Origin of the sequence: Pseudomonas sichuanensis, from assembly GCF_003231305.1 — a bacterium.
Taxonomy (GTDB): domain Bacteria; phylum Pseudomonadota; class Gammaproteobacteria; order Pseudomonadales; family Pseudomonadaceae; genus Aquipseudomonas; species Aquipseudomonas sichuanensis.
The window spans coordinates 68,420-93,930 of record NZ_QKVM01000018.1 but is presented as its reverse complement, the minus strand read 5'-3'; the positions used below and the strand labels follow the sequence as shown (position 1 = coordinate 93,930).

Annotated in this window: 26 protein-coding genes and 1 tRNA gene; 16 read left to right on the top strand and 11 right to left on the bottom strand. The window is 64.7% G+C overall.

The window, feature by feature from the left end:
• Positions 1 to 7: 7 nt before the first annotated feature.
• Genes DM373_RS12015 through rpoE form a run of 3 tightly spaced genes read right to left on the bottom strand, consistent with a single transcriptional unit; the run spans position 8 to position 2,188 of the window.
• Positions 8 to 973 carry a MucB/RseB C-terminal domain-containing protein gene (locus tag DM373_RS12015; protein ID WP_110993792.1) on the bottom strand — a complete coding sequence of 322 codons (966 nt, stop codon included), beginning with the start codon at positions 971 to 973 and terminating at the stop codon, positions 8 to 10.
• An 11-nt stretch (positions 974 to 984) separates the two neighbouring features.
• Positions 985 to 1,575, bottom strand: a complete 591-nt coding sequence (locus DM373_RS12010; protein WP_110993791.1) for a sigma-E factor negative regulatory protein — start codon at positions 1,573 to 1,575, stop codon at positions 985 to 987.
• Positions 1,576 to 1,606: 31 nt separating this feature from the next.
• Positions 1,607 to 2,188, bottom strand: a complete 582-nt coding sequence (gene rpoE, locus DM373_RS12005; RefSeq protein WP_010220971.1) for an RNA polymerase sigma factor RpoE/AlgU — start codon at positions 2,186 to 2,188, stop codon at positions 1,607 to 1,609.
• A gap of 437 nt (positions 2,189 to 2,625) precedes the next feature.
• Between rpoE and nadB the strand changes: the two genes are divergently transcribed.
• Positions 2,626 to 4,242 (top strand): L-aspartate oxidase, encoded by a 1,617-nt coding sequence (gene nadB / locus DM373_RS12000; RefSeq protein WP_110993790.1) that lies wholly within the window; start codon positions 2,626 to 2,628, stop codon positions 4,240 to 4,242.
• Here nadB and DM373_RS11995 read toward each other — a convergent pair.
• Positions 4,211 to 4,663, bottom strand: coding sequence for a protein YgfX (locus tag DM373_RS11995; protein ID WP_110993789.1), 453 nt, complete (start codon positions 4,661 to 4,663; stop codon positions 4,211 to 4,213). The genes nadB and DM373_RS11995 overlap by 32 nt on opposite strands.
• Positions 4,647 to 4,901 carry an FAD assembly factor SdhE gene (locus DM373_RS11990; protein WP_110993788.1) on the bottom strand — a complete coding sequence of 85 codons (255 nt, stop codon included), beginning with the start codon at positions 4,899 to 4,901 and terminating at the stop codon, positions 4,647 to 4,649. The genes DM373_RS11995 and DM373_RS11990 overlap by 17 nt, the downstream gene beginning before the upstream one ends.
• A gap of 133 nt (positions 4,902 to 5,034) precedes the next feature.
• Here DM373_RS11990 and ygfZ point away from each other — a divergent pair, with 133 nt between their 5' ends.
• Together ygfZ and DM373_RS11980 are read left to right on the top strand one after the other, a co-directional pair.
• Complete coding sequence (gene ygfZ / locus DM373_RS11985; RefSeq protein WP_110993787.1) at positions 5,035 to 5,976, top strand: CAF17-like 4Fe-4S cluster assembly/insertion protein YgfZ; 942 nt, start codon at positions 5,035 to 5,037, stop codon at positions 5,974 to 5,976.
• Between the two features lie 55 nt (positions 5,977 to 6,031).
• Positions 6,032 to 6,838, top strand: a complete 807-nt coding sequence (locus DM373_RS11980; RefSeq protein WP_110993786.1) for an HDOD domain-containing protein — start codon at positions 6,032 to 6,034, stop codon at positions 6,836 to 6,838.
• A 105-nt stretch (positions 6,839 to 6,943) separates the two neighbouring features.
• Here the strand turns inward: DM373_RS11980 and DM373_RS11975 are convergent, their stop codons facing one another.
• Both DM373_RS11975 and DM373_RS11970 read right to left on the bottom strand, forming a co-directional pair.
• Positions 6,944 to 8,323: a sensor histidine kinase gene (locus tag DM373_RS11975; RefSeq protein WP_110993785.1), complete on the bottom strand. Its 1,380-nt coding sequence runs from the start codon at positions 8,321 to 8,323 to the stop codon at positions 6,944 to 6,946.
• Positions 8,316 to 8,987, bottom strand: coding sequence for a response regulator (locus DM373_RS11970; RefSeq protein WP_110993784.1), 672 nt, complete (start codon positions 8,985 to 8,987; stop codon positions 8,316 to 8,318). The genes DM373_RS11975 and DM373_RS11970 overlap by 8 nt, the downstream gene beginning before the upstream one ends.
• Before the next feature lie 212 nt (positions 8,988 to 9,199).
• Between DM373_RS11970 and DM373_RS11965 the strand changes: the two genes are divergently transcribed.
• From DM373_RS11965 to DM373_RS11940, 5 genes are all read left to right on the top strand, one after another.
• Positions 9,200 to 10,489, top strand: coding sequence for an OprD family porin (locus DM373_RS11965; RefSeq protein WP_110993783.1), 1,290 nt, complete (start codon positions 9,200 to 9,202; stop codon positions 10,487 to 10,489).
• 31 nt (positions 10,490 to 10,520) lie between these two features.
• Entirely contained in the window at positions 10,521 to 11,501 is a 981-nt protein-coding gene (locus DM373_RS11960) for a Bug family tripartite tricarboxylate transporter substrate binding protein (protein ID WP_110993782.1), read from the top strand.
• A gap of 176 nt (positions 11,502 to 11,677) precedes the next feature.
• A complete protein-coding gene (locus DM373_RS11950) occupies positions 11,678 to 12,136 on the top strand; it encodes a tripartite tricarboxylate transporter TctB family protein (protein WP_110993780.1) in 459 nt (152 codons plus the stop codon).
• A gap of 3 nt (positions 12,137 to 12,139) precedes the next feature.
• On the top strand, positions 12,140 to 13,654 hold the full coding sequence (locus DM373_RS11945) for a tripartite tricarboxylate transporter permease (protein WP_110993779.1): 1,515 nt from the start codon (positions 12,140 to 12,142) through the stop codon (positions 13,652 to 13,654).
• Positions 13,647 to 14,678 carry an AbrB family transcriptional regulator gene (locus DM373_RS11940; RefSeq protein ID WP_110993778.1) on the top strand — a complete coding sequence of 344 codons (1,032 nt, stop codon included), beginning with the start codon at positions 13,647 to 13,649 and terminating at the stop codon, positions 14,676 to 14,678. The genes DM373_RS11945 and DM373_RS11940 overlap by 8 nt, the downstream gene beginning before the upstream one ends.
• A 111-nt stretch (positions 14,679 to 14,789) precedes the next feature.
• Here the strand turns inward: DM373_RS11940 and ung are convergent, their stop codons facing one another.
• Complete coding sequence (ung, locus tag DM373_RS11935; RefSeq protein ID WP_110993777.1) at positions 14,790 to 15,482, bottom strand: uracil-DNA glycosylase; 693 nt, start codon at positions 15,480 to 15,482, stop codon at positions 14,790 to 14,792.
• 128 nt (positions 15,483 to 15,610) lie between these two features.
• On the opposite strand from ung, the gene DM373_RS11930 reads away from it, so the two are divergent.
• Entirely contained in the window at positions 15,611 to 16,717 is a 1,107-nt protein-coding gene (locus DM373_RS11930; RefSeq protein ID WP_110993776.1) for an enoyl-CoA hydratase/isomerase family protein, read from the top strand.
• 60 nt (positions 16,718 to 16,777) lie between these two features.
• On the opposite strand, the gene DM373_RS11925 is transcribed toward DM373_RS11930, so the two are convergent.
• Positions 16,778 to 17,221, bottom strand: a complete 444-nt coding sequence (locus tag DM373_RS11925; protein ID WP_110993775.1) for a hypothetical protein — start codon at positions 17,219 to 17,221, stop codon at positions 16,778 to 16,780.
• A gap of 212 nt (positions 17,222 to 17,433) precedes the next feature.
• Between DM373_RS11925 and DM373_RS11920 the strand changes: the two genes are divergently transcribed.
• The 6 genes from DM373_RS11920 to DM373_RS11895 all read left to right on the top strand — a co-directional run bounded on the left by DM373_RS11920 (position 17,434) and on the right by DM373_RS11895 (position 23,301).
• Positions 17,434 to 18,927 (top strand): sensor domain-containing diguanylate cyclase, encoded by a 1,494-nt coding sequence (locus tag DM373_RS11920; RefSeq protein WP_110993774.1) that lies wholly within the window; start codon positions 17,434 to 17,436, stop codon positions 18,925 to 18,927.
• Positions 18,917 to 19,138 carry a cysteine-rich CWC family protein gene (locus tag DM373_RS11915; protein WP_110993773.1) on the top strand — a complete coding sequence of 74 codons (222 nt, stop codon included), beginning with the start codon at positions 18,917 to 18,919 and terminating at the stop codon, positions 19,136 to 19,138. Before DM373_RS11920 ends, DM373_RS11915 begins: the two co-directional genes overlap by 11 nt.
• A 31-nt stretch (positions 19,139 to 19,169) precedes the next feature.
• Positions 19,170 to 19,862 carry a pseudouridine synthase gene (locus tag DM373_RS11910; RefSeq protein WP_110993772.1) on the top strand — a complete coding sequence of 231 codons (693 nt, stop codon included), beginning with the start codon at positions 19,170 to 19,172 and terminating at the stop codon, positions 19,860 to 19,862.
• A 447-nt stretch (positions 19,863 to 20,309) separates the two neighbouring features.
• A complete protein-coding gene (locus tag DM373_RS11905) occupies positions 20,310 to 21,194 on the top strand; it encodes an alpha/beta fold hydrolase (protein WP_110993771.1) in 885 nt (294 codons plus the stop codon).
• A 113-nt stretch (positions 21,195 to 21,307) separates the two neighbouring features.
• Positions 21,308 to 21,381, top strand: a tRNA-Gly gene (locus DM373_RS11900).
• Positions 21,382 to 21,585: 204 nt separating this feature from the next.
• Positions 21,586 to 23,301 carry a SulP family inorganic anion transporter gene (locus tag DM373_RS11895; protein WP_110993770.1) on the top strand — a complete coding sequence of 572 codons (1,716 nt, stop codon included), beginning with the start codon at positions 21,586 to 21,588 and terminating at the stop codon, positions 23,299 to 23,301.
• Between the two features lie 90 nt (positions 23,302 to 23,391).
• On the opposite strand, the gene DM373_RS11890 is transcribed toward DM373_RS11895, so the two are convergent.
• A complete protein-coding gene (locus DM373_RS11890) occupies positions 23,392 to 23,874 on the bottom strand; it encodes a hypothetical protein (protein ID WP_110993769.1) in 483 nt (160 codons plus the stop codon).
• Between the two features lie 14 nt (positions 23,875 to 23,888).
• Positions 23,889 to 24,260 carry a hypothetical protein gene (locus DM373_RS11885; RefSeq protein WP_110993768.1) on the bottom strand — a complete coding sequence of 124 codons (372 nt, stop codon included), beginning with the start codon at positions 24,258 to 24,260 and terminating at the stop codon, positions 23,889 to 23,891.
• Positions 24,261 to 24,424: 164 nt separating this feature from the next.
• Between DM373_RS11885 and DM373_RS11880 the strand changes: the two genes are divergently transcribed.
• On the top strand, positions 24,425 to 25,444 hold the full coding sequence (locus DM373_RS11880) for a DUF4917 family protein (protein ID WP_110993767.1): 1,020 nt from the start codon (positions 24,425 to 24,427) through the stop codon (positions 25,442 to 25,444).
• The last annotated feature ends 67 nt before the right edge of the window (positions 25,445 to 25,511 follow it).

Genomic DNA, 25,511 nt, shown 5'->3' with positions numbered 1-25,511 from the left:
AGCGCCGTTACTGACGCGCCTGAGCATCCTGGGCCCGCATAGACAACGCCACACGCTCGGCGGTCCCCAGTGGAATCTCTCCGACCACGGTGACCATCACTTTGCCCTTGGGCGTGTTTAGATGGCGCGAGACCGCGACGGTCGGGCCGAGCTGAGTGCGGGTATCGGTGCCTGAATTGTCGCTGATCGGTTCAAGGAACACCGAGAAGCGCGTCAGGCCATCGTCATACATCAGGCTGCTGATAGTACTTTTGCGGTCCGGGTCACGGCGCACACTGCTGTTGATCAGTTCGAAGCCTGGCGGAAGCCAGTCCGAACGCCAGCCGGCAACGGCCTGCGAAGTACTGGCGACCACCCGCTCGATCGGCTTGCAGGCCGCACTGGCACTGAGATCGGCATCACTCGGCAGGTCATCGGTGTCCAGGCGGGTCATCTGGAAGCGCTCAAGCAGCTGCCCCTTTTCATTGAGCATCAACGAGCGCAGCGGCAAGCCGGTTTGGCGGTCCAGGTGGAGTTCGAAGGCGTAGCGGTGCTGATCGCGCGGGGTGAGGGTCACAATCACCGCGTCGCGCCCGGCGACGCGTGACTTGCCTGCCACGCTCAGGTCGTACCAGCTCATCAGCTTCAACGGATCGAGCATGCGCGGGGCGGCGTCGGGCGGTGCGGTCACACCGCTGACCAAGGCGCCACTGACGCATTGCACCTTGCCATCGACACGCACGATTTCCTGGGCAGCGCCATCGAGCTGGAGTAACCGCTCGCTGACCTTGCCGTCCTGGACGCGATGCCAGATATCGTGGGTGGAGAAGCTGCCATTGCGCTCGTAGACGAACGACCCCTGGTAACTCTGCCTTTGTTCAGCCTGTGCCAGCTTGTTCAGCCACTCGCTCGCCTCGGGCGTGGAGTTGGCCGCGTAGGCCTGCACCGTCAGGCTGCTGCCAAGCAGCAGCGACAGGAGAGGTAGCGCGCGCATGATCCTCCTTACTAGCGGTTTTCCAGGCTGGCAGCGCGTGCGTAAGGCAGAGCGGTCTCGGTGCCTTTGAGCGCGGATTCCTGGGCATGCTGGCGCAGATAACCTGGCAGACGCTGATCCCAGCCAGCCTGGTTCTGCAGCACACCGTTGGCCATCGGCCCGGTGGGTTGTTCGCTGCTTTCACTATAGCCTGCCAAAACGGCGGGGCCCTGTGCCTGTGGCATGCTCAGCCCCTGCTGGGCAGGCTGCTGGGAAGCCAGTTCGGCACCCGTGATCTCGTCCTGGTTGTAGAAACGCACACCCGCCAGCACGGCAACGGTCACCGAGGCAGCCACGGCCAGGCGGCCAATGCTGCGCCACGGGCCTTGCTTGACCTTGGCAGGCACCGCCTCGTCGGCCAATGCCGCGGAAACCGCCGAGGCGATATCCAGCTTGGGCAACAGCAGTTCCTTGTGCATCGCTGCGCGAGCGACCTGGTAGCGCGACCAGGTGGCACGGGTTTCGGAATCGTCGACGGCATTGAGCACACGACGCAGTTCCAGTTCGTCCGCTTCGTTATCCATTACCGCGGACAGCGATTCCTGCAAAGCTTCACGACTCATGGCGGTTCCTCTCTTGGCTGTCGCCGCTGTCTCAGGTTTCCTGCAACAGCGGTTGCAGGGCTTTGTCTATGGCCTCCCGAGCGCGGAAAATCCGGGAGCGCACGGTACCCACAGGACATTGCATGACACTGGCAATGTCCTCGTAACTCAGTCCATCGAACTCGCGCAGCGTCAACGCCGTGCGCAGGTCTTCCGGCAGTTGCTGGATGGTGCGATGGACAGTGCCTTCGATTTCATCCCGCAACAACGCGCGTTCTGGGGACTCGAGATCCTTGAGACCATGATCGCCGTCGTAAAACTCCGCATCCTCGGAGCTCACATCGCTGTCTGGCGGCCGTCTTCCACGAGACACCAGATAGTTTTTCGCCGTGTTGATGGCGATGCGGTAAAGCCACGTGTAGAACGCGCTGTCACCGCGGAAATTCCCCAGCGCCCGGTATGCCTTGATGAAGGCTTCCTGCGCCACGTCCTGCGCTTCATGGGTGTCGTGTACGAAACGCACGATCAACCCGAGAATCTTGTGCTGATACTTCAGCACCAACAGATCGAACGCTCGCCTGTCGCCGCGCTGCACGCGCTCGACAAGCTGCTGATCCTCTTCCTGGGTTAGCATGAACACTCCTCAGTGAACTCGAAGGAGCGTTGCGACAAGCATCGTTCAGGCTTGCAACCATAGACTCGGGCTTTACGCAAAAGTTCTCCCCTCCAAGCAAGTTTCCTGCGGCCCTTGGTCGGCTCGCACGAAAGGCGCAGCGCGGTCACGGCCGGCTGCGTCGATAATCAGGTTTCAGTACGCAGGTCTGAGCCCAAGCAAAGGGCTGCCGCCCTGCGTCGCCGCGGCAAAATGTGGCGTGCGTACAGCCTTCTTAGGATTTCCTGGGGTAGAGGAAAGTTCCCAAAAAGATCGTCTTTGCCCCGCAAGCGCCATTGGAAATCAAGCCCCCGGGGCTGCTATAAAGGCATCCCGGCCCGGTTTCACGATAGTTTCACAATGCCATCTGCGCTTGACTATTGTGCCGTGCCCCCTTCGAAGATTACTAGTGTCCCGACATGAGCCAACAATTCCAACATGATGTCCTGGTGATCGGCAGTGGTGCGGCTGGTCTGAGCCTGGCACTGAACCTCCCCGGCCACCTGCGCATCGCCGTACTCAGCAAAGGCGACCTGGCCAACGGCTCTACCTTCTGGGCCCAGGGCGGCGTGGCCGCCGTGCTCGACAACACCGATACCGTGCAGTCGCATGTCGAGGACACCCTCAATGCCGGCGGCGGCCTGTGCCACGAAGACGCGGTGCGCTTCACCGTCGAACACAGCCGCGAAGCGATCGAATGGCTGATCGAACAAGGCGTGCCGTTCACCCGTGACGAGCACTACAGCGTCGACGACGGTGGTTTCGAGTTTCACCTCACCCGCGAGGGCGGCCACAGCCACCGGCGCATCATCCATGCCGCCGACGCTACCGGTGCGGCGATCTTCAAGACCTTGCTCGACCAGGCGCGCCAGCGGCCGAACATCGAGCTTCTGGAGCAGCGCGTCGCGGTCGACCTGATTACCGAGCGCCGCCTGGGCCAGAGCGGCGACCGTTGCCTGGGCGCCTATGTCCTGGACCGCAACACCGGCGAGGTCGACACCTTCGGCGCCCGCTTCACCGTGCTGGCCACGGGCGGCGCGGCCAAGGTGTACCTGTACACCAGCAACCCCGACGGCGCCTGTGGCGACGGTATCGCCATGGCCTGGCGGGCTGGGTGCCGAGTAGCGAACCTGGAGTTCAACCAGTTCCACCCCACTTGCCTGTATCACCCGCAAGCCAAGAGCTTCCTGGTGACCGAAGCCCTGCGCGGCGAAGGTGCCCTGCTGCGCCTGCCCAATGGCGAGCGCTTCATGCCCCGCTTCGACCCGCGCGAAGAGCTGGCACCACGGGACATCGTCGCCCGCGCCATCGACCACGAGATGAAACGCCTGGGCGTGGATTGCGTGTACCTGGACATCAGCCACAAGCCGGCCGAGTTCATCAAGAGCCACTTCCCCACTGTCTACGAGCGCTGCCTCACCTTCGGCATCGACATCACCCGCCAGCCGATCCCGGTGGTGCCAGCGGCCCACTACACCTGCGGCGGGGTCATGGTCGATGATCGCGGCCACACCGACGTACCCGGCCTTTACGCCATCGGCGAAACCAGCTTCACCGGCCTGCATGGCGCCAACCGCATGGCCAGCAACTCGCTGCTCGAATGTTTCGTCTACGGCCGCGCCGCCGCCGCCGACATCGAGGCGCACCTCGACCAGGTGAGCATGCCCCGCGCCCTGCCCTGCTGGGACGCAAGCCAGGTCACCGACTCTGACGAGGACGTGATCATCGCGCACAACTGGGACGAATTGCGGCGCTTCATGTGGGACTATGTCGGCATCGTGCGCACCAGCAAACGCCTGCAGCGTGCCGAGCACCGCGTGCGCATGCTGCTGGACGAAATCGACGAGTTCTACAGCAATTACAAGGTCAGCCGCGACCTGATCGAACTGCGCAACCTGGCCCAGGTCGCCGAGCTGATGATCCGTTCGGCGATGCAGCGCAAAGAGAGCCGCGGCCTGCACTACACCCTCGACTACCCGGGCATGTTGCCCGAGGCCCACGACACTATCCTGCAGCCGCCCACCTTCGCCGGCTGAACTTCAGCCGCACGCGCAAGCGCCGATGCGCCTCAGGGGCCAGTGCATCCCTCACGATGCACTGGCTCTCACCGAGCCAGCGGCCCTTGCGCACGAAGCGCAACACCACGAAACCTGGCCGGGCAATGCTGTCGCGGCACAACCGCACCGCCTGCCAGCCACGGGCACGGCTGTACAAACGCCAGCCACGCGGGTCGCGGCGCAAGCCGGTGATCGCATCGGGGTGCGTGAGCAGGATACGGCGGGGAATGGCCCAGCAGGCATGCGCCAGGCAAGCGAAGAACACCAGGCCGCGCAGCCACAACGGCAGTGCGATGACGGCCAGGGTGATGATCGCCAGCGCCTGGCTGGCGAGGTAGGCCGTCAGCAGCAGGCGTGAGCCCTGCCAACGGCACTCGAAACGGTCACTTGGGCTGGACACGGTCCAGGATGATACGGACCATGCGCTGCAGCTCCGGGTCTTCGGACTCGTTGCGCTCCATGAACCAGCCGAACATGTCCTGGTCTTCGCAGCTCAGCAGGCGCACGTAGAGTTCACGGTCGGCTTCGCTCAGGCTGGGGTAGACCTCCTGGGTGAAAGGTACCAGCAGCACGTCCAGTTCCAGCATGCCACGGCGGCTGTGCCAGAAAAGCCGGTTGAGTTCAGTTTGTTCGACCATGGGGCCCTCCTCGAATGGTCGGGCAGTATACCGTGCGGCGCACGAAGCGACACCGGGCGTTGGTCTAGTCACCTACCTATTTTGTTACTGGCGTTCTATGATGGCCGCCAGTCTCTAGCTACCGCGATGACCCATGGCCGATTCCGCTTTTTTCTGTACGCTCGCCCACGAGGGCATCCTCGCCGTGCGCGGGTCCGACGCCGGCAAGTTCCTGCAAGGCCAACTGACCTGCAACCTCAACTACCTCAGCGATGAGCACGCCGGCCTCGGCGCGCGCTGCATGGTCAAGGGCCGGATGCAGTCGAGCTTCCGCATCCTCCCGCAAGGCAATGGCTACCTGCTGGCGATGGCCAGCGAACTGCTCGACGCGCAAATGGCCGACCTGAAAAAGTACGCCGTGTTCTCCAAGGCCACCCTGAGCGACGAAAGCGCTGCCTGGGCACGCTTTGGCCTGCAGCACGGCGAAGCTGCCCTGCAGGCCCTGGGCATGAACGTGCCACAAGCCGCTGGTGCCACCGTGCGTCATGACAACCTGATCGCCCTGCGTGTCTCGGCTGGCCGGGTGGAGTTGTGGGCGCCCGCCGAACAGGCCACGGCAGTGCGCGAAACACTCGCCGCCAACCTGCCCGAGGGCACGCTGAACGACTGGCTGCTGGGCCAGATCCGCGCCGGCATCGGCCAGGTCATGGGCCCGACCCGCGAACTGTTCATCCCGCAGATGATCAACCTGCAGGCAGTCGATGGCGTGAGCTTCAAGAAAGGCTGCTACACGGGCCAGGAAATCGTCGCCCGCATGCAGTACCTGGGCAAGCTCAAGCGCCGCCAGTACCGCCTCGCGCTCGACCAGGCCGACGTGCCGGCGCCAGGCGCCGAGATCTTCTCGCCCACCCACGGCTCGTCGGTTGGTGAAGTGGTGATCGCCGCCAGTGCGGGCAACGGCGTCGAGCTGCTGGCCGTGCTCAGCGCCGACGCAGTGGCCGACGACAACCTGCACCTGGGCAGCCTCGAAGGCCCGCGCCTGGCGCTGCTCGACCTGCCTTACGAACTGGACCGCGACCGGGAAATCCAACGCTGACCAGCCCGCCCCGCCCACGCGGCGGGGCCGCATCACCTTTGCCGTAGAGAAGTCCATGAACAAGCTGGCCGAGATGGTCCAAGCGCAATTGCTCACTGCCATCGACAACGACGACCTCGTCCTGCCGACGCTTCCGGAAGTCGCCCTGAGCATCCGCGAAGCCGCCGAGGACAGCGAAATCAGCGTCTCGGCCCTGAGCAAGGTGATCGGCCGCGACGCCGCCCTGTCGGCGCGCCTGATCAAGGTGGTCAACAGCCCACTGCTGCGCGCCGCGGTTGAAGTCACCGACCTGCACACCGCCATCACCCGCCTGGGCATCAACTACAGCTGTAACCTGGCCATTGGCCTGGTGATCGAGCAGATCTTCCATGCCCGCGCCCCGGCGGTCGAACAGAAACTGCGCGATATCTGGGCCAACAGCCTTGAAGTCGCAGGTATCAGTTATGAACTGTGCCGCCGCTACACCCAGCTCAAACCCGACCAGGCCGCGCTTGGCGGCCTAGTTCACCAGATCGGCGCACTGCCGGTGCTGATCTATGCCCAGGAGCACAACGAACTGCTCTCGGACCCGGTGTGCCTGCATTACGTGATCGAGCAGATCCAGCCAGCCTTGGGTGACAAGATCCTCAGTGCCTGGGAATTCCCCGAGCAGTTGGTCAAGCTGCCAGGCCAGGTCCAGGACCTGGACCGGCGCACCGACCAGGTCGACTACATCGATGTGGTGCAGGTCGCCCGCTGCATCAGCCAGCGCGGGCGCAGCCGGCCGCTGGCGGCGCTGCCCGCCTACCGGCACCTGGGCCTGCCCTACGGGACCGAGCTGAACGTCGATGATCTGCTGGAAGCGCGGAACATGTTGCGCTGAATCAACCGCATCGCGGGGCAAGTCGCATCGGCGCACCGCCGCTCCCACGCCAACAACATCCTGCGTGGGAGCGGGCTTGCCCCGCGATAGGATTACCAACGCCTACTAATCGGCGATAAAACTCACCCGCACCTTCAACCCGCCCCGCTCGCCATCATGCAGGCTGATCTGCGCCAGGTGCGCCCTGCAGATTTCGCCGACGATGGCCAAGCCCAGCCCGCTGCCCTGCGCGCTGCGCCGGTAGAAGCGCTCGAACACTCGCTCGCGCTCCTCCTCGGGAATCCCCGGCCCATCGTCCTCGACCTCCAGCACCGCCGGTGCCAGCACCCGCAGGATCACATCGCCACCCGCCGGTGTGTGGGCCAGGGCGTTATCCACCAGGTTGCTGAGCAACTCGTTGAGCAAGGTCGGCTCGCCCTTGAGCCATACCGGCGCCTCGGCTTCCAGCGCCAGCGACACGCCGCGGGCATGGGCCAGGGGGGCCATGGCCATGCCCAGATCACGGGCCAACTGGCTCAAGTCCAGGCGCTGGGCGCCGCCTTCGGCGATGGCCCGTGCGCCGTTTTCCACCCGTGCCAGCGACAGCAACTGGTTGGCCAGATGGGTCAGGCGGTCGGTGCCTTGGGCGGCGGCGTCCAAGGTCTGGCGCCACTCTTCGGGATTCTTCGAGCGCAGGCCCAGTTCGACCCGCGCCTTGAGCGCCGCCAGCGGAGTGCGCAACTCATGGGCGGCATCGGCGATGAACTGCGCCTGGCGCTCGAACTGCCCACGCAAGCGCTCGGTGAAGTGGTTGAGCGCACGCACCAGCGGCCCGAGTTCGCGCTGCACCTGCACCACCGGCAAGGCCCGCAGGTCGTCCGGCTGGCGCTCTTCCACCGCGCCACGCAGGCGTTCCAGTGGGCGCAGCGCGGCGCTGACCGCGAACCACACCAGCACCAGCGCGCCCAGCGCCAGCATGCCCAGGCGCAGCAGGGTGTCGGCCATCAGGCCGCGGGCCATGCGTACCCGCGCCTCTTCGGTTTCGGCCACGCGGATCTCGGCCATGCCATTCATGTTCGGTTCGCTGACCGCCTTGAGCAGGCTGACTACCCGCACATCCTGGCCCTGGTACGTGGCGTCGTAGAAACGCGCCAAGGCCGGGTAGTCGTCGGTGCGCGGCGTACCCGGTGGCGGCGGCGGCAGGTTTTCATAACCCGAGATCAGCTTCTGGTGAATGTCCAGCACCTGGTAGTAGATGCGCCCGGCGCTGTCGTAGGCGAAGGTATCAAGGGCCACGTAGGGCACATCGGCGCTGAGCGTGCCGTCGCGTTGCGAGAGCCCGGCGGCAATGGTTCGCGCCGAAGCCAGCAAGGTTCGGTCATAGGCGGTGTCGGCGGCTTCACGGCCATTCCAGTAGGCGCTCAGGCCGCTGGCCAGCATCAGCACCACCAGCAGCAGTGCCAGGTTGCCCAGCAGGCGCCCGCGCAGGCTGCCGTTGTCACGCATCGCGGTGCTCAAGCAGGTAGCCCAGGCCACGGAAGGTGACGATTGCCACCGGCTGACCATCGAGCTTCTTGCGTAGCCGGTGGATATAAATCTCGATGGCATCGGGGCTGGCCTCTTCGTCCAGGCCAAAGACCTGAGCCGCCAGCTGCTCCTTGCTCATCACCCGGCCCGGGCGGGCGATCAAGGCTTCGAGCACGCTCTGCTCGCGCTGGGTGAGCGTCAGTGGCTCGTTTTCGAGGGAAAACCGCCGGGTATCGAGGTCATAGACCAGCGGGCCACAACGCTGCTGGCGCTCACCGCCAAGCACGCTGCGGCGCAGCAACGCCTTGACCCGCGCCTCAAGCTCGGTCAGTTCGAAAGGTTTTGCCAGGTAATCGTCGGCGCCCAGGTTAAGGCCGTGCACCCGGTCCTTCACATCGCTGCGCGCGGTGAGCATCAGCACCGGCACGGTCTTGCCGCGCCCACGCAGGCGCGCCAGCACCTCGAAGCCATCCATGCGCGGCAGGCCGACATCGAGCACCGCCACAGCGTAGTCCTCGCTGGCCAACGCCAGGTCGGCGGCCACGCCGTCGTGCAGCACATCCACGGTCAGCCCCTGGCTCTTGAGGGCCTGGGCCACGCTTTCGGCCAGTTGCAGGTGGTCTTCGACCAGCAGCACACGCATCGGATTCTCCCAGCCCGGGCAGGGCTTTTTGCGCGGATTTTTGCGCGGAGTGTACCGCCGTCACCGGGCCTGTGAAGCCCCAGCAGCAAACCTTTCACGCTGAAAGGTTAGCGAAAGGTTGATTGCCTAGCATCGCACCACGGTCGCCCCGCGCGCCGCCAAAAGCACCAGCAAGGTGCAATTAATAAGAACAATAATTGGAGTCACCGACGATGCTGTCCATGCAGCCGCAGGCGTTCGCGCCTTCCCGTTCGTTCGCCGCCCGCCCATGCGCCCTCGCCAGCGCCGTCGCCCTTGCCGGTGTCGCGCCCCTGAGCCAGGCCGCCTTCTTCGAAGACAGCACCGCCACCTTCGAAACCCGCAACATGTACTTCAACCGCGACTTTCGCGACGGCACCAGCGCGCAGCAATCCAAGCGCGACGAATGGGCCCAGGGCTTCATGCTCAACTTCGAATCCGGTTACACCGAAGGCACCGTGGGCTTTGGCCTGGATGCCCTGGGCATGCTTGGCGTGAAGCTCGACTCCAGCCCCGACCGCACCGACACCGGCCTGCTGCCCACCCATGACGACGGCAAGGCGGCCGACGAGTACTCCAAGCTCGGCCTGACCGGCAAGGTGAAGGTGTCCAAGACCGAACTGAAAATCGGCACTCTGATCCCAGAACTGCCCACCCTGCAGCCCAACGACGGGCGCATCCTGCCGCAGACCTTCGAAGGTGGCCTGGTCACCTCCAACGAGATCAAGGGCCTGACCTTCACCGGCGGGCGCCTGGACAAGGCCAAGGACCGCAACGACACCAACTGGGAAGACCTGGCGCTGAACAACAAGAACGGCCGCTTCGGCGGCAGCTTCAGCGCCGACAACCTCGACCTGGCAGGCCTGGACTACAAGTTCACCGACCGCATCACCGGCAGCTACCACTTCGCCCAGCTGGACGATATCTACCGCCAGCACTTCATCGGCATGCTCGCCACCCAGCCCTGGGGCCCGGGCACCTTCAGCGCCGACCTGCGCCTGGCGGTGAGCGACGAAGCCGGCCAGGCCAAGGCCGGGCGCATCGACAACACCACCTTCAGCGGCATGCTCGGCTATGGCCTGGGCGGGCACAAGTTCAGCGCCGGCTGGCAGCAACTGAGCGGCGACAGCGCCTTCCCCTATGTCGACGGCGCCGACCCCTACCTCGTCAACTTCGTGCAGATCAACGACTTCGCCGGCGCCGACGAGCGCTCCTGGCAGGCACGCTACGACTACAACTTCGCAGCCCTGGGCGTGCCCGGGTTGACCTTCATGACCCGTTACATCAACGGCGACAACGTCAGCCGCGCCGCCGGTGGCGAGGGCAAGGAGTGGGAACGCAACACCGAACTCAAGTACGTGGTACAAAGCGGCCCGTTGAAAAACGTCGCCGTACGCCTGCGCAACGCCACCTTCCGCTCCAACTTCGCCCGCGACGCGGACGAGGTACGGCTGCTGGTGAGCTACAGCGTAGCTCTGTGGTAACTCATAACAACAAAGCTCACGGAGATAGACGATGACCTTTTCACTGCGCCGCCTCGCCCTCGCAACCGGCTGCCTGCTGCTGGCCGGCAATGCCCTGGCCGCCGAACCGAAACGCCCCGAATGCATCGCCCCGGCTTCGCCCGGCGGCGGTTTCGACCTGACCTGCAAGCTGGTGCAGAGCGCCCTGGTGGAGGAAAAGATCCTCAGCAAACCGATGCGCGTGACCTACATGCCCGGCGGTGTCGGCGCGGTGGCCTATAACGCCGTGGTTGCCCAGCGGCCAGGCGACGCCGGCACCCTGGTGGCCTGGTCCAGCGGCTCGCTGCTGAACCTGGCCCAGGGCAAGTTCGGCCGTTTTGACGAGAACGCGGTGAAATGGCTGGCAGCCGTGGGCACCAGCTATGGCGCCATCGCGGTGAAGAGCGACTCGCCCTACAAGACCCTCGATGACCTGGTCGCGGCCCTGAAAAAAGACCCGAGCAAGGTGGTGATCGGCTCCGGCGGCACCGTCGGCAGCCAGGACTGGATGCAGACCGCCTTGATCGCCAAGGCCGCTGGCATCAACCCGCGCGACCTGCGCTACGTGGCCCTGGAAGGCGGCGGCGAAATCGCCACCGCGCTGCTCGGCGGCCATATCCAGGTCGGCTCCACCGATATCTCCGACTCCATGCCGCACATCCAGAGCGGCAACATGCGCATCCTCGCGGTGTTCTCCGAGAAGCGCCTGGACGAGCCGGAAATGAAAGACATCCCCACCGCCAAGGAGCAGGGCTACGACATCGTCTGGCCGGTGGTACGCGGTTTCTACCTGGGGCCGAAGGTCAGCGACGAAGACTACGCCTGGTGGAAAGCCTCGTTCGACAAGATGCTCGCCTCGGAAGACTTCGCCAAGCTGCGCGACCAGCGCGAGCTGTTCCCGTTCGCCATGACCGGCGAAGAGCTGGACGGCTATGTGAAGAAGCAGGTGGCCGATTACAAGGCGCTGGCCCGTGAGTTCGGGCTGATCCAGTAAGCCACTAACACAGCTCCCTCTGTAGGAGCGGCCTTGTGTCGCGAAAGGGCTGCGAAGCGGCCCCAGGTTCTGAGCATCAACGCATGAATCGCTGGGGCTGCTGCGCAGCCCTTTCGCGACACAAGGCCGCTCCTACAAGGGGCCGCGCCGTGTCGAACATTACCGAGGATTCTCCCATGATCCTGCAACGCCTCTTCGCCCTGGTCCTGCTGGCGGTGTGCGCCGCCCTGGCCGTGATGGCCTGGCCCTACCAGGCCGCGTTTTCCTATGAACCGGTGGGCCCGCGCGCCTACCCGCTGCTGATGCTCGGCCTGATGGGCCTAGGCCTGCTGTACCTGGCCATCCGCCCCACGCCCATCGTACGCAAGGACGACGAGCCTGAACTGGACCGCGAAACCCTGATCAAGATCGCCGCCTGTGTCGGCCTGCTGATCGTCTTCGCCAGCACCTTCGAGGCCCTGGGCTTCATCCTCAGCGCCGTGCTGGTGGGCATCCCCATGGCCCGCCTGTACGGCGGCCGCTGGCTGCACAGCGCCATCGTGGTGGTGGGCATGAGCCTGCTGCTGTACTGGCTGTTCGACCGCGTGATGGACGTGCCCCTGCCCCTTGGCCTGCTGAGCGTACTGGAGAACTGACACATGGATACCTTGAGCTATCTCGGCCAGGGCTTCGGCGTCGCGCTGAGCCCGTACAACCTGGTCACCGCCCTCACCGGCACCCTGATCGGCACCGTGGTCGGCCTGCTGCCGGGCCTGGGCCCGATCAACGGCGTGGCCCTGCTGATCCCCATCGCCTTCGCCCTCGGCCTGCCGCCGGAGTCGGCGTTGATCCTGCTGGCCGCCGTTTATCTGGGCTGCGAATACGGCGGGCGCATCAGTTCGATCCTGCTGAACATCCCCGGTGAAGCCTCCACCGTGATGACCACCCTCGACGGCTACCCCATGGCCCGCCAGGGCCTGGCCGGTGTGGCGCTGTCGTTGTCGGCCTGGAGTTCGTTCATCGGCGCCTTCATCGCCACCTGCGGCATGGTGCTGTTCGCTCCGCTGCTGGCGAAATGGGCGATCGCCTTCGGCCCGGCGGAGTACTTCGTGCTGATGGTGTTCGCCATCGTCGCCCTCGGCGGCATGGCCGGCGACAAGCCGTTGAAGACCTTCATCGCCGCGCTGATCGGCCTGTTCCTGTCGGCGGTGGGTATCGACGCCAACAGTGGCGTGTACCGCTTCACCGGCGACAGCGTGCACCTGGCCGACGGCATCCAGTTCGTGGTGCTGGTGCTGGGGCTGTTCTCGATCAGCGAGATCCTCCTGCTGCTGGAGAAGACCCACCATGGCCACGTGGCGGTCAAGGCCACCGGGCGCATGCTGTTCAACCTCAAGGAAGCGGCGTCGGTGTTCGCCGTGAACATCCGCTGCGGCCTGCTGGGCTTCTTCATGGGCGTACTGCCGGGTGCCGGCGCGACCCTGGCCAGTGCCGTGGCGTACATGACCGAAAAACGCATGGCGGGTGAAAAAGGCAAGTTCGGCAAGGGCGACGCCCGTGGCCTGGCCGCCCCGGAAACCGCCATCGGCGCCTCCTGCTGTGGCGCCCTGGTACCGATGCTGACCCTGGGCGTACCGGGTTCGGGCACCACTGCCGTGATGATCGGCGCGCTGACCCTGTACAACATCACCCCGGGCCCGCTGCTGTTCGAACAGCAGCCGGACATCGTCTGGGGCCTGATCGCCTCGCTGTTCATCGCCAACATCATGCTGGTGATCCTGAACATCCCGATGATTCGCATCTTTACCCGCATCCTCGCCGTACCGAACTGGGCGCTCGTGCCGGTGATCGCGATCATCACCGCGATCGGCGTGTACGCGGTGCATGCGACCACCTTCGACCTGTTCCTGATGGTCGGCATCGGCATCATGGGCTACATCCTGCGCAAGCTGGACTTCCCGCTGTCGCCGATCCTGCTGGGCTTCATCCTCGGCGGGCTGATGGAACAGAACCTGCGCCGCGCGCTGTCGATCTCCAACGGCGAGCTGGGCATCCTCTGGTCGAGCCCGATCAGCATGTCGGTCTGGGTGCTGACGGTGTTGATGCTGACCCTGCCGCTGCTGCGCATCTGGCGCAAACGCGCCCAACAGCGCCGGGCGATGGCGGATGCCTGACCGCGGTCTCCCCCTGTTCTGGGCCACCGGGCTGGTCGGTCTTGCTGGCGGTTTTGCCGCCAGCAAGGTCGGCTGGCCTTTGCCATGGATGGTCGGCGCGTTGCTGGCGATCATCCTGGTGCGCTGCCTGACCCCCTGGCAGTTGAGCGAAATCCCCAATGGCCGCAAGTGCGGGCAGTGGATCATCGGTATCGGCATCGGCCTGCACTTCACCCCGGCGGTGATCGAGCAGGTTGCCGAGCACTTCGCGCTGATCTTCTTCGGCGCGGTAATTACCACGCTGTCCAGCGTGATCAGCGTGTGGCTGCTGCGGCGTACCGGCGAGGACCGCGCCACGGCGTTTTTTGCCAGCATGCCGGGCGGCTCGGGGGAGATGGTCAACCTTGGCGCGCGCAATGGCGCAGTACTCAGCCAGGTGGCCGCCGCTCAAAGCTTACGGGTGCTGGCGGTGGTGCTGTGCGTGCCGGCGCTGTTCAAGCTGTTGCTCGGTGATGGGGTGGCGCTGAACCACGCCGGTAGCGTCAGCTGGGGCTGGCTGGCCCTGATCGCACCGCTGGCCGTGGTGGTCGCGTTGATCTGGCAACGGCTGCGCCAGCCCAACCCGTGGTTGTTCGGGCCGTTGCTGGTGGCGGCGAGCGTGAGCCTGGCCGGCAACCTGCAGATCGGCCTGCCCAATGGCGCCAGCCAGATCGGCCAGTGGCTGATCGGCAGCGGCCTGGCCTGCCACTTCAACCGTGCATTTTTCCGCCGGGCGCCGTCGTTTCTCGGCCGCACCCTGCTGGCCACGGCACTGTGCATGCTGGTTGCCGCAGGTGCGGCCTGGGGGTTGAGCCTGCTCACCCACCTGGACCTGCGCTCGCTGACCTTGGGGATGATGCCGGGGGGGATTGCCGAGATGAGCCTGACGGCCGAGACCCTGCAACTGTCGGTGCCGCTGGTGACGGCGTTGCAGGTAATGCGCTTGTTGTTCGTGCTGTTCCTGGCCGAGCCGTTGTTCAGGCGCTGGAACGCCAGCCAGGAATAATCTGCTGGCCTTTTCGCGGGTAAACCCGCTCCCACAGGTACTGCGCAGTCTTCGGAATTTGCGCGATCCCTGTGGGAGCGGGTTTACCCGCGAAGCAGGCGACGCGATCGATCAGAGCGGCGGCAACGCCCAGTTGATCGGCGCCATCCCGCGTTGCTCGAGGAAGCCGTTGGCCCGGCTGAAATGCCCGCAGCCGAAGAACCCGCGATAGGCCGACAACGGCGACGGGTGCACCGACTTGAGCACCAGGTGCTTGCTGGCGTCGATCAGCTTCTGCTTGCTCTGGGCATGCGCGCCCCACAGCAGGAACACCACGTTCGGGCACTGCTCGCTGACCACCTGGATGACCCGGTCGGTAAAGAACTCCCAGCCCTTCTTGGCATGCGAGGCGGCATTGGCCCGCTCCACGGTCATGGTGGTGTTGAGCAGCAGCACCCCCTGCTCGGCCCAGCTCTGCAAGTAGCCGTGGTTGGGGATCGGCAGGTTGAGGTCGCGTTGCAGCTCCTTGTAGATGTTGACCAGCGACGGCGGCGTAGGCACGCCCGGCTGCACCGAGAAGCACAGGCCATGGGCCTGGCCGGGGCCGTGGTACGGGTCCTGGCCGAGGATCACCACCTTCACCTGCTCCAGCGGCGTTGAGTTCAACGCATTGAAGATCAGCGGCCCCGGCGGGTAGATCTCCTTGCCGGCGGCGTATTCACCCTGCAGGAACTCACGCAGCTGGTGCATGTAGGGCTGGTCGAACTCGGCGCGCAACGCGGCCTTCCAGCTGGGTTCGAGTTTGATGCGGTCATCGTCGGTCATGGGGCCATCCAGAAGCAAAGTGGCGCGACACTAGGAAAGCCGCGCCGGCTTGTCAATCGATCCGACCGACGACCGGCAGCTTCAGCAGCGCGGGCCATACTGGTGGGATGACTTGCGCGAGGTAGTCCATGTCCATTCAATGCGAGGTACTCACCGGCGCCGATGGCGCCCGCATCGGCATCGCCACCCTGGATGCACCCAAGGCGCTCAATGCGCTGACCCTGCCGATGATCGAGGTGCTCGACGAGCGCCTGCACGCCTGGGCCCACGATCCCGGCATCGTCTGCGTAGTGCTGCGCGGCAATGGGCCCAAAGCCTTCTGTGCCGGGGGCGACGTGCGTGCGCTGGTACAAGCCTGCCGCGAGCATCCCGGCAGCATACCGCCGCTGGCCGCCACGTTCTTCGCCAGCGAATACCGCCTCGACCACCGCCTGCACACCTACCCCAAGCCCCTGCTGTGCTGGGGCCATGGCCATGTGCTCGGTGGTGGCATGGGGCTGCTGCAGGGCGCGGCGGTGCGCATCGTCACCCCCAGCAGCCGCCTGGCCATGCCCGAGATCAGCATCGGCCTGTATCCGGACGTTGGCGCCAGCTGGTTCCTTTCGCGCCTGCCCGGCAAGCTCGGCCTGTTCCTCGGCCTCACCGGCGCGCCAATCAATGCCCGTGACGCCCTGGACCTGGGTCTGGCCGACCGTTTCTTTGGCGAGCATCAACAAGAAGCGCTGGTGGAGGAGCTGCTGCAACTGAACTGGCAGGAACAGACCGACCTGCAGCTCAACAGCCTGCTCAAGGCCGAACAGCACCGGGCCTGCGCCGAACTGCCCGAGGGCCAATGGCTGGCGCGCCGGGCAGTGATCGACGAAGTACTCGATGTGGCCGACCCGGTAGCGGCCTGGCGTGCGCTGGCCGGCCTGGCCCGGCATGCCGACCCGTTGCTGGCCGCAGCAGGTCAGCGCCTGCACGAGGGCTGCCCGCTGACCGCGCACCTGGTGTGGGAGCAGATCCGCCGGGCCCGCCACCTGTCGCTGGCGCAGGTGTTCCAGATGGAATACACCCTGAGCCTCAACTGTTGCCGTCACCCCGAGTTCAGCGAAGGGGTACGGGCCAGATTGCTGGACAAGGACAACACGCCGCACTGGCACTGGCCGGACGTGGCGCAGGTGCCCGCGGCGGTGGTGGCGGCGCATTTCAGCAAGGCCTGGGAGGGACGGCACCCGCTGGCCGATCTAGCGTAGAAGCATCACAGGGCAAGTCGGTACGGCCTGCCGGCTTGCCCTGTGATGGCCCATTGGTCCTCAACGCTGCCAGTTGCGATCCCCACCCCGCCCGCCGTCCGGGCCGCGGTCACCATGGCCCTGCCCATTGGAATGCCAGCGATCCCCTCGGCCGCCACGGTTGTCGTTGCGGTAGTCCTGCCGATCCCGGTCCCGCCCATAGTCATACCGCTGGCGGTTGCCATAGTCGTTGCGCGGGTTGCCGTGCCAGCTCGGCTGCATGCCAGGTGCCGGATAGGGCCGGTACTGCGGCACCGGCGCCGGACGGTAGTAGCGCGGTGCTGGCTGGTAGTAGTAGCGCGGTTGCGGGGCTACATAGTAGCGGTCCTGGCGGTAATAGCCGGGGTACACGTAGCGGTCGCTGGTGTAGTAGTCACTGCGGTAGTAGCCGTCGCTCTCGTAGTAGGGGGCGCAGGCAGAAGTCAGCAGTCCGAGCAGGACAATGATCAGGATTCGTGGGTACATGGCGGCCTCCTGGACCGCAGGGGTGCCCGACACAGCGGCGCTGGCGAGCGTCGACGACGATGCGTTGATCGACACTGCATAAGACAGTCCGGCCAGGGTTCAGTGCCATTTCTGCAACAAATTGAAACATCCCCTATAACCCTGAAAAACATGCAGTCATTTTTCGGTCATCTCACTAGAATGTCGCCACCGGCACACATCACGGGACGATCATGCCCTCGCCTTCCGCCCTGTTCTCGCAACGCTCGCTGATCTTCACCCTGCTGCTGTTGCTGGGCTGCGGCTTCCTCGCCACCTCGCTGCTGAGCTACTACGCCTCGCGCGGGGCAATCCGCGACGGCATCGTCAACACCGAGCTGCCGCTGACCTCCGACACCGTCTATTCGGAAATCCAGAAAGACCTGATCCGCCCGGTGCTGATCTCGTCGATGATGGCTCAGGACACCTTCCTGCGGGACTGGCTGCTGGGCGGCGAACAGGACCCCACCCGCATCACCCGCTACCTGGGCGAGGTGATGGGCAGCCAGGGCACCTTCACCAGTTTCCTGGTCGCCGAGCGCAGCCGCACCTATTACCAGGCCAAAGGTGTACTCAAGCAGGTCAAGGCCGATGCCTGGCGCGATGCCTGGTACTTCCGCCTGCGCGAGGCCAGCGTGCCCTACGAGATCAATGTCGACGTGGACATGGCCAACCAGGACAAGCTCACGGTTTTCATCAACTACCGAGTGCTCGACTACCAGCAGCGCTTCATCGGTGCCGTGGGCGTGGGGTTGAGCGTCGAGTCGGTGGTGCGCCTGATCGATGACTACCAGCGCCGCTACCATCGTTCGGTGCTGTTCACCGATGCCCAGGGCAAGGTGCTGCTGACCGGTTCTGACGGCGGCCCCCATGGCCTTCGCGCAGGGCAGCAGCTGAGTGACAGCAGCCAGTGGCGGGACCTGCTGGCGCGCATGCCGACCCCTGCCGCTGGTAGCCACGAGTATTACGACAACGACGGCCACAGCCACTTCCTGAACGTGCGCGCGCTGCCCGAACTGGACTGGTACCTGCTGGTGGACAAGCGCGAGACCAGTGCCCTGGACCGCATCCGCCAGTCGCTGTACCTGAACCTGGCGATCTGCGCCATGATCACTTTGGTGGTGCTGTCGCTGCTCAACGCCATGATCAAGCGCCATCAGGACAACGCCGAGGCCCTGGCCACCCTCGACAGCCTCACCGGCCTGCCCAACCGGCGCAGCTTCGACCTGCTGGCCGGCCAGGCACTGGTCGAGGCGCAACGCATCAGTGCACCGCTGGTCGCCCTGTTGATCGACCTCGACCACTTCAAGGCACTCAACGACACCCACGGCCACCTGGCCGGCGACGAAGTGCTGCGCCAGTTCGCCAACGTGCTGCAGGGCAGCCTGCGACAGTCCGATATACTCTGCCGCTGGGGCGGCGAGGAGTTCATCGTGCTGCTGCGCGAAACCGAAGGGCGCCAGGCCGTCGAAGTGGCCGAAAAGATCCGCCGGCGCACCGAGCAACTGATCTTCAGTTATGCCGACAAACCGCTGCGCCTTACCGTCAGCATCGGCCTCGCCGGCCTGCAGCGCGACGACACCCTGCACAGCCTGCTGAGCCGCGCCGACCACGCGCTTTATCGTGCCAAACAAGGCGGACGCAACCGCGTCTGCAGCCAGATGCCCGGACCCGACCATGACCAGTAACCTGCACTGCCCTGCCTGCGGCGCCGCCAACCAGTGCGGCCTGGCCAACCCGGCCAGCGCCACCCAAGGGTGCTGGTGCTTCGCGGTGAGCATCGACCCGGCCATCATCGAAGCCCTGCCTGCCGAACTGCGCAACCAGGCCTGCCTGTGCCCGCAGTGCGCGAAAGTGGACGAGCAACTCAAGGCAGCGCAATCGCCCGCGATTCGCTAGACTGCGCGCCGATCTGCCGCGACCTGCCGCCATGCGCCTCGACCGTTTCCTCGCCAACCTGCCCTGCTTCAACCGCCAGCAAGTGCGCCTGCTGCTGGTGCAGCGGCGTGTGCGCGTGGATGGCGTGATCACCGCCGACCCGCTGCACGAGGTACGCGAGTTCAGCCGTGTCGAGGTGGACGAACAACTGCTGCAGGCCGGCCGCCCGGCGCGCTACCTGATGCTGCACAAGCCCATGGGCTGCGTCAGCGCCACCAGCGACCCGCAGCACCGCACCGTGCTCGACCTGCTGCCGCCCGCATGGCGCGACGACCTGCACATTGCTGGGCGCCTGGACTACAACACCACCGGCCTGCTGATCCTGACCAACGACGGCCAGTGGTCGCGCCGCCTGACCCAGCCACAGACCAAGCTGGCCAAGGTTTACCACGTACAGACCGAAGACGAGATCGGCGCCCACTACGTCGAGAAGTTTCGCCAAGGCTTCTATTTCGCCTTCGAAGACCTCACCACCCAGCCTGCGCAGCTGGATATTCTCGGCCCCCGCGAAGCGCGGCTTTCGATCGTCGAAGGCCGCTATCACCAGGTCAAGCGCATGTTCGGCCACTTCCAGAACAAGGTACTGGGGCTGCACCGGGAAAGCATGGGGATGATCGCGCTGGATCCGGCCTTGTTGCCGGGCCAGTACCGGGACCTTTCGGCCGCAGAAATCGCCTGTTTCTGAGCGGCTGCGAAGGCTCTGCGCAGGCGTTTTTCGCGCAAACGATTGGGTAGCCCCGGCACTTTTCCACTACACCGACCGCCCAGCGGTTTGCTGCAAAATATCCCCCGAAACTCACTTGCGCGATCGGCCCTGCGCTGCTTGACTGCCAACTTGTCGGTCTGCCCGTGACTCGCCGGTCACAAACGCAGTCCAAGACACCTTTTTGCCGGCCACCCAGGGTCTCGACACCTTGGGGCACGGTAAATCGCCCGCTACAACAATACCGTCGACACACGCGTCAGGGATCGACACAAGGGCCCACCGGTTTTCTTCCAGGCAAATGCCTACCTGTCATAAAGCACGTGCACCCTAACGGCCTGCGCGGTTGATTCGAACGCGAGTTCACGAACCAGCCACGCAGACCAACAGGTGACGCGAATACCCTTTTTTGCGCCAGGAGTCGATGACATGAGGCCAGAAATTGCTGTACTTGATATCCAAGGTCAGTACCGGGTTTACACGGAGTTCCATCGCGCGGAAGGCGCCGAAAAGACCATCATCCTGATCAATGGATCATTGGCCACCACGGCGTCCTTTGCACAGACAGTGCGCAGCCTGCACCCGCAATTCAACGTGGTGCTGTACGACCAGCCCTATGCCGGCAAGTCCAAGCCCCACAACCGCCAGGAACGGCTGATCACCAAGGAGACCGAGTCGCACATCCTCCTTGAGCTGATCGAGCACTTCCACGCCGACCACGTGATGTCGTTCTCCTGGGGCGGTGCCTGCGCCCTGCTGGCGCTGGCGCACCAGCCACGGTTGGTGAAGAAGGCCATCGTCAGTTCGTTCTCGCCGGTGATCAACGAGCCGATGCGCGACTACCTGGAGCGTGGTTGCCAGTTCCTGGCCGCCTGCGATCGTTACCAGGTGGGCAACCTGGTCAACGACACCATCGGCAAATACCTGCCGTCGCTGTTCAAGCGCTTCAATTACCGGCATGTCAGCAGCCTGGACAGCCACGAGTACGCGCAGATGCATTTCCACATCAACCAAGTGCTCGATCACGACCTGGAGCGGGCGCTGAAGGTCGCGCGCAACATCGACATCCCGGTGCTGTTCATCAACGGCGACCGTGACGAATACACCACCGTCGAAGATGCGCGGCAGTTCAGCAAACATGTGGGGCAAAGCCACTTCAGCGTGATCCGCGGAGCCGGCCACTTCCTCGACATGGAGCACAAGAGCGCCAGTGAGGATACCCGCTCGGTCATGCTCGGTTTCCTCAAGCCGACCGTGCGCGAGCCCCGTCAACGCTACACCCACACGCAGGGGCAGCATGCACTGGCCATCTAAGCGCAACGGCACCTGCATGCCTGGCTTACCCGCAGGCAGCAGGCTGCCGACAGCCTTTTATGACATTGGGCTATTAATTGGCAGGGGGTTATGGTAAAAAGTCGGGCGCCGACGCGGGTATAGTTTAGTGGCAAAACGAAAGCTTCCCAAGCTTTAGTTGAGGGTTCGATTCCCTCTACCCGCTCCACATCGCATTCCCCGCATGGCGTTCCAGTGACGTCATCGCTGTAAAAAGGAGCCTTGGCTCCTTTTTTCGTTTCTGCCGCCTGCATTTGCGCACTATTCATTGATCTGGCCCATGGCCATGCCGTGCCCGATTGGCTTCAATGCCCGGTGCTTCGCAGCACGCAAAAACACCTAAGCTTTCTGAAACATTTCCAAAGGACTGCGCATGTTTCTCTCCCGCTGGCTACCGGGCCTGGCCAACCTGCTGCACTACCGCCGCGAGTGGTTCCACGCCGACCTGCAGGCGGGCCTTTCGGTGGCCGCGATCCAGATCCCCATCGCCATCGCCTACGCCCAGATCGTCGGCTTGCCGCCGCAGTACGGCTTGTACGCCTGCGTGTTGCCGATGATGGTCTATGCCTTGATCGGCAGTTCGCGGCAACTGATGGTCGGGCCCGATGCCGCCACCTGCGCGATGATCGGCGGTGCTGTGGCCCCCTTGGCCATGGGCGACCCGCAGCGCATCGCCGAGCTGTCGGTGATCGTCACCGTGCTGGTGGGCGTGATGCTGATCGCCGCCGGGGCGGCGCGTGCCGGCTTCATCGCCAGCTTTTTCTCGCGGCCGATCCTGATCGGCTACCTCAACGGCATCGGCCTCAGCCTGCTCGCCGGGCAACTCTCCAAAGTCGTGGGTTTCAAGATCGAGGGCGACGGTTTCATCCTCAGCTTGATCAACTTCCTGCAGCGGCTGGGCGAGATCCATTGGCTGACGCTGGCGATCGGCCTGGCCGGGCTGGCATTGCTGATCTGGCTGCCCCGCCGTTACCCGCGCCTGCCGGCCGCGCTGGTGACCGTGGTGGTGTTCACCGCCCTGGCCGGGCTGCTCGGCCTGGACCGTTATGGTGTGGCGATCCTTGGCCCGGTGCCGGCGGGCATCCCGGAGCTGGCCTGGCCACAAAGCAACCTGGCGGAAACCAAGAGCCTCCTGCGTGACGCCCTGGGTATCGCCACCATCAGTTTCTGCAGCGCCATGCTCACCGCCCGCAGCTTTGCCGCCCGGCATGGCTATGCAATCAACGCCAACCATGAATTCGTCGCCCTCGGGGTGAGCAACCTGGCCGCCGGTATTTCCCAGGGCTTCGCCATCAGCGGCGCCGACTCGCGCACCGCGGTCAACGACATGGTCGGCGGCAAGAGCCAGCTGGTGGGCATCATCGCCGCGCTGGTGATTGCCCTGATCCTGCTGTTCTTCACCGCCCCCATGGCCTGGATCCCACAGGCGGCGCTGGGGGCGGTACTGCTGATGGCCGGCTGGGGGCTGATCGACATCAAGTCGCTCAAGACCATCCGCACGCTCAGCCGCTTCGAATTCTGGCTGTGCCTGCTGACCACGGTCGGGGTGCTGGGGCTGGGCGTGCTGCCGGGCATCGTGTTTGCCGTGACCCTGGCCATCCTGCGCCTGCTCTACAGCATCTACCAGCCGACCGACGCGGTACTCGGCTGGTTGCCGGGTGTCGAGGGACAGGTGGACGTGCGCCAGCACAAGGACGCCCGTACCGTGCCAGGCCTGGTGGTGTATCGCTTCGACGACGCGATCCTGTTCTTCAACGCCGACTACTTCAAGATGCGCCTGCTCGACGCCGTGCAGGGGGTGGACAAGCCCCAGGCGGTGCTGTTCGACGCCGAAGCCGTGACCAGTATCGACGTCAGCGGCATCGCCGCCCTGCGCGAGGTGCGCGACACCCTCACCGCCCAGGGTATCCACTTCGCCATCGCCCGCGCCCGTGGCACCTTCCTGCGCATGCTGGTGCGCTCGGGGATGGCACGGGAGATGGAGGATAAACTGCTGTTCGGCTCGGTGCGTGCTGGGATCAGGGCTTATCGGGTATGGCGCAACAGGAATCGGCAAGCGCCAGTGGACCGCGCAGAGGCAAGGGACTAGAGCATTGCGCGACGCAGATGCCGCAGCAGCGAGCAAACCCCTCGCCAAGCGCAGGCCCGAATAATCCGGGCCTGCAATTGCGCAGCGGCCTCAGGCCTGCGGATAGCTGCAGCCGACGTAAAGGTCACGCGCCTTGTCCTCGGTCGAGACCACCCGCAACGTGCCCTTGCTGTCGAGCACTCGCTGATAGTCGACGTAGCCGTCGGTATCGAGGGTCTTCTTCAGTTTCAGGGCACTGGCGAGCTTGGCCGCATCGGCCAGCGGCGCGCTGCTGCTGGTCTGCAGGTAGAAGCTGTAGCGGTCGGTCATCACCAGGGTGGCGGACGACACGCCATTGATGCTCAATGCCGGCGTGACCTGCCAGGCAGCACCGCCCCACGGGCTGTGGGCTTCGTCCTTGGTGAAGGTCAATTGGCCGCTATCCGCCAGCTGATTGAACGCCTCCACCTGTTGCGCGCTGGCCTGGCACTGCGCCAACGCAGTGAACAAGGCAACCTGGGCCGAATCGGCGGCCATGGCGTTGAATGCAGTCAGGCTGCCGAGCAGCGTGATGAAGCGAAGAGATCCTTTCATGAAACCATCCTTGTTCAGTTGAACGTGCATTGCTCGAACGCCATGAAGTCACTGCCAGAGGTGAACTGCAGCACGCACTGCGCGTCGAATTTCTGGCCAGGGCGCATCGCCTTCATCAACGCTTGCTGAGCCTCGTCGGCACCGTTGAGGCGGGCCAGTTCATAGCCATCATCATCACCGGCAGCCAGGATCGGCGCGCCCTTGAGGTTGGTCGAGACACCCAGTGCCACCGCCGTGATCTGCACAGGCTGGTGCAGCTCCTCCATGCTCAGCGTGGAATAGCCCTTCTGCTCATAAACTTGATACAGCGTGGAAATGTCCTGGGCACAGGCACCCGAGGCCAGGAAGAGACTGCCGGCAAACGCGGCCAGATTGCTGAATTTCACACGAGTTCCTTGTGTTGGGTCGCCTGCACGGGCGCGCAGGCGGTAGGCACTCTGCCATCAACGGTTGCCGTGCACCATCGGGGCCTCCCTGAGCGGCGAGCGCCGCACCGTTGGCCCGGCATGCTAAAGTCGCCGCGTTTTGAGCCATGCCCAACGGACCGCCCATGCCCGCACTCGACGCCCACTTGCCCGCCTGGGCCGACCTCAACCAGCGCCACCCGTGCACCGCCCTGTTGCTGGGCAACGGTGCCAGCCGGGCGTTGTGGAAACCGTTCGGCTATTTCTCGCTGTACGAAGAAGCCCAGCGTGCCGGCCGCAAAAAAGGCCTGGCGGTCAGTGACCAGGCGCTGTTCAAGTCGCTCGACACAGAGCTGTTCGAACCGTTGCTGAGTACCCTCAACCACACCGTCCGCGCCAACGCCGCGCTGGCCATCAACTCCACCGCGCCGCTGAACCGCTACTACTCGATCAAGGAAGCGCTGATTCACGCCGTGCGCACCGTGCACCTGCCGTGGCCATTGATGCCGGCGGCTACCCTGGCCTCGATCAACCAGGCCTTGCGTGGCTTTCGCAGCGTCTACACCAGCAACTACGACCTGGTCCTGCCATGGGCCGTGCAACATGCTCCACAGGGCTTTGCCGCGCTGTTCGACGAGCAGGGCTTCTTCGACGTGCGCCGCACCCGCAGCGAAGGCACCCGGGTGATGCACCTGCATGGCGGCCTGCACCTGCTCAAGCTACCAGACGGCACTACCCGCCAACGCAGCGCCGAATGCGCAGAATTGCTGGACGGATTCGCCGTCAACATTCCCGGCGAGGTGCCGCTGTTCGTCAACGAAGCACGCAGCGACGAGAAACAGCGCGCCATCCGCAACTCGGACTACCTGTCCTGGTGCCTGGGGCAACTGGCCAGCGAGGACGAGGGGATTTGCCTGTTCGGCCAGCATCTGGATGCCAGCGACCAGCACCTGCTCGACGCTATCCGGTACGCTCGCCCACAGCATTTGGCGATCGCCGTCAGGCCGCTTAACGCTGCATCCATCATCAACCAGAAACAGCATTTCATTGACCGGTTCGCCGACCTTGCCGCTACATCGCTGCACTTTTTCGACGCATCCAGCCATCCGCTGGGGCTGGCCGAATTGGCGATCGCGGTGCCACCTGAGCGAAACAACCGACAATGAGCCTGCGGCGGGCAGCGCTTTGCAAATGTAAATAATTATCGATAAGATCCGCACCCTTTCCCCCTGG

Excerpts from the sequence above, each read along its gene's own strand:
- DM373_RS12015 (WP_110993792.1), bottom strand. The coding sequence starts at position 973 with ATGCGCGCGCTACCTCTCCTGTCGCTGCTGCTTGGCAGCAGCCTGACG.
- DM373_RS12010 (WP_110993791.1), bottom strand. The coding sequence starts at position 1,575 with ATGAGTCGTGAAGCTTTGCAGGAATCGCTGTCCGCGGTAATGGATAAC.
- rpoE (WP_010220971.1), bottom strand. The coding sequence starts at position 2,188 with ATGCTAACCCAGGAAGAGGATCAGCAGCTTGTCGAGCGCGTGCAGCGC.
- nadB (WP_110993790.1), top strand. The coding sequence starts at position 2,626 with ATGAGCCAACAATTCCAACATGATGTCCTGGTGATCGGCAGTGGTGCG.
- DM373_RS11990 (WP_110993788.1), bottom strand. The coding sequence starts at position 4,901 with ATGGTCGAACAAACTGAACTCAACCGGCTTTTCTGGCACAGCCGCCGT.
- ygfZ (WP_110993787.1), top strand. The coding sequence starts at position 5,035 with ATGGCCGATTCCGCTTTTTTCTGTACGCTCGCCCACGAGGGCATCCTC.
- DM373_RS11980 (WP_110993786.1), top strand. The coding sequence starts at position 6,032 with ATGAACAAGCTGGCCGAGATGGTCCAAGCGCAATTGCTCACTGCCATC.
- DM373_RS11975 (WP_110993785.1), bottom strand. The coding sequence starts at position 8,323 with ATGCGTGACAACGGCAGCCTGCGCGGGCGCCTGCTGGGCAACCTGGCA.
- DM373_RS11970 (WP_110993784.1), bottom strand. The coding sequence starts at position 8,987 with ATGCGTGTGCTGCTGGTCGAAGACCACCTGCAACTGGCCGAAAGCGTG.
- DM373_RS11965 (WP_110993783.1), top strand. The coding sequence starts at position 9,200 with ATGCTGTCCATGCAGCCGCAGGCGTTCGCGCCTTCCCGTTCGTTCGCC.
- DM373_RS11960 (WP_110993782.1), top strand. The coding sequence starts at position 10,521 with ATGACCTTTTCACTGCGCCGCCTCGCCCTCGCAACCGGCTGCCTGCTG.
- DM373_RS11950 (WP_110993780.1), top strand. The coding sequence starts at position 11,678 with ATGATCCTGCAACGCCTCTTCGCCCTGGTCCTGCTGGCGGTGTGCGCC.
- DM373_RS11945 (WP_110993779.1), top strand. The coding sequence starts at position 12,140 with ATGGATACCTTGAGCTATCTCGGCCAGGGCTTCGGCGTCGCGCTGAGC.
- DM373_RS11940 (WP_110993778.1), top strand. The coding sequence starts at position 13,647 with ATGCCTGACCGCGGTCTCCCCCTGTTCTGGGCCACCGGGCTGGTCGGT.
- ung (WP_110993777.1), bottom strand. The coding sequence starts at position 15,482 with ATGACCGACGATGACCGCATCAAACTCGAACCCAGCTGGAAGGCCGCG.
- DM373_RS11930 (WP_110993776.1), top strand. The coding sequence starts at position 15,611 with ATGTCCATTCAATGCGAGGTACTCACCGGCGCCGATGGCGCCCGCATC.
- DM373_RS11925 (WP_110993775.1), bottom strand. The coding sequence starts at position 17,221 with ATGTACCCACGAATCCTGATCATTGTCCTGCTCGGACTGCTGACTTCT.
- DM373_RS11920 (WP_110993774.1), top strand. The coding sequence starts at position 17,434 with ATGCCCTCGCCTTCCGCCCTGTTCTCGCAACGCTCGCTGATCTTCACC.
- DM373_RS11915 (WP_110993773.1), top strand. The coding sequence starts at position 18,917 with ATGACCAGTAACCTGCACTGCCCTGCCTGCGGCGCCGCCAACCAGTGC.
- DM373_RS11910 (WP_110993772.1), top strand. The coding sequence starts at position 19,170 with ATGCGCCTCGACCGTTTCCTCGCCAACCTGCCCTGCTTCAACCGCCAG.
- DM373_RS11905 (WP_110993771.1), top strand. The coding sequence starts at position 20,310 with ATGAGGCCAGAAATTGCTGTACTTGATATCCAAGGTCAGTACCGGGTT.
- DM373_RS11895 (WP_110993770.1), top strand. The coding sequence starts at position 21,586 with ATGTTTCTCTCCCGCTGGCTACCGGGCCTGGCCAACCTGCTGCACTAC.
- DM373_RS11890 (WP_110993769.1), bottom strand. The coding sequence starts at position 23,874 with ATGAAAGGATCTCTTCGCTTCATCACGCTGCTCGGCAGCCTGACTGCA.
- DM373_RS11880 (WP_110993767.1), top strand. The coding sequence starts at position 24,425 with ATGCCCGCACTCGACGCCCACTTGCCCGCCTGGGCCGACCTCAACCAG.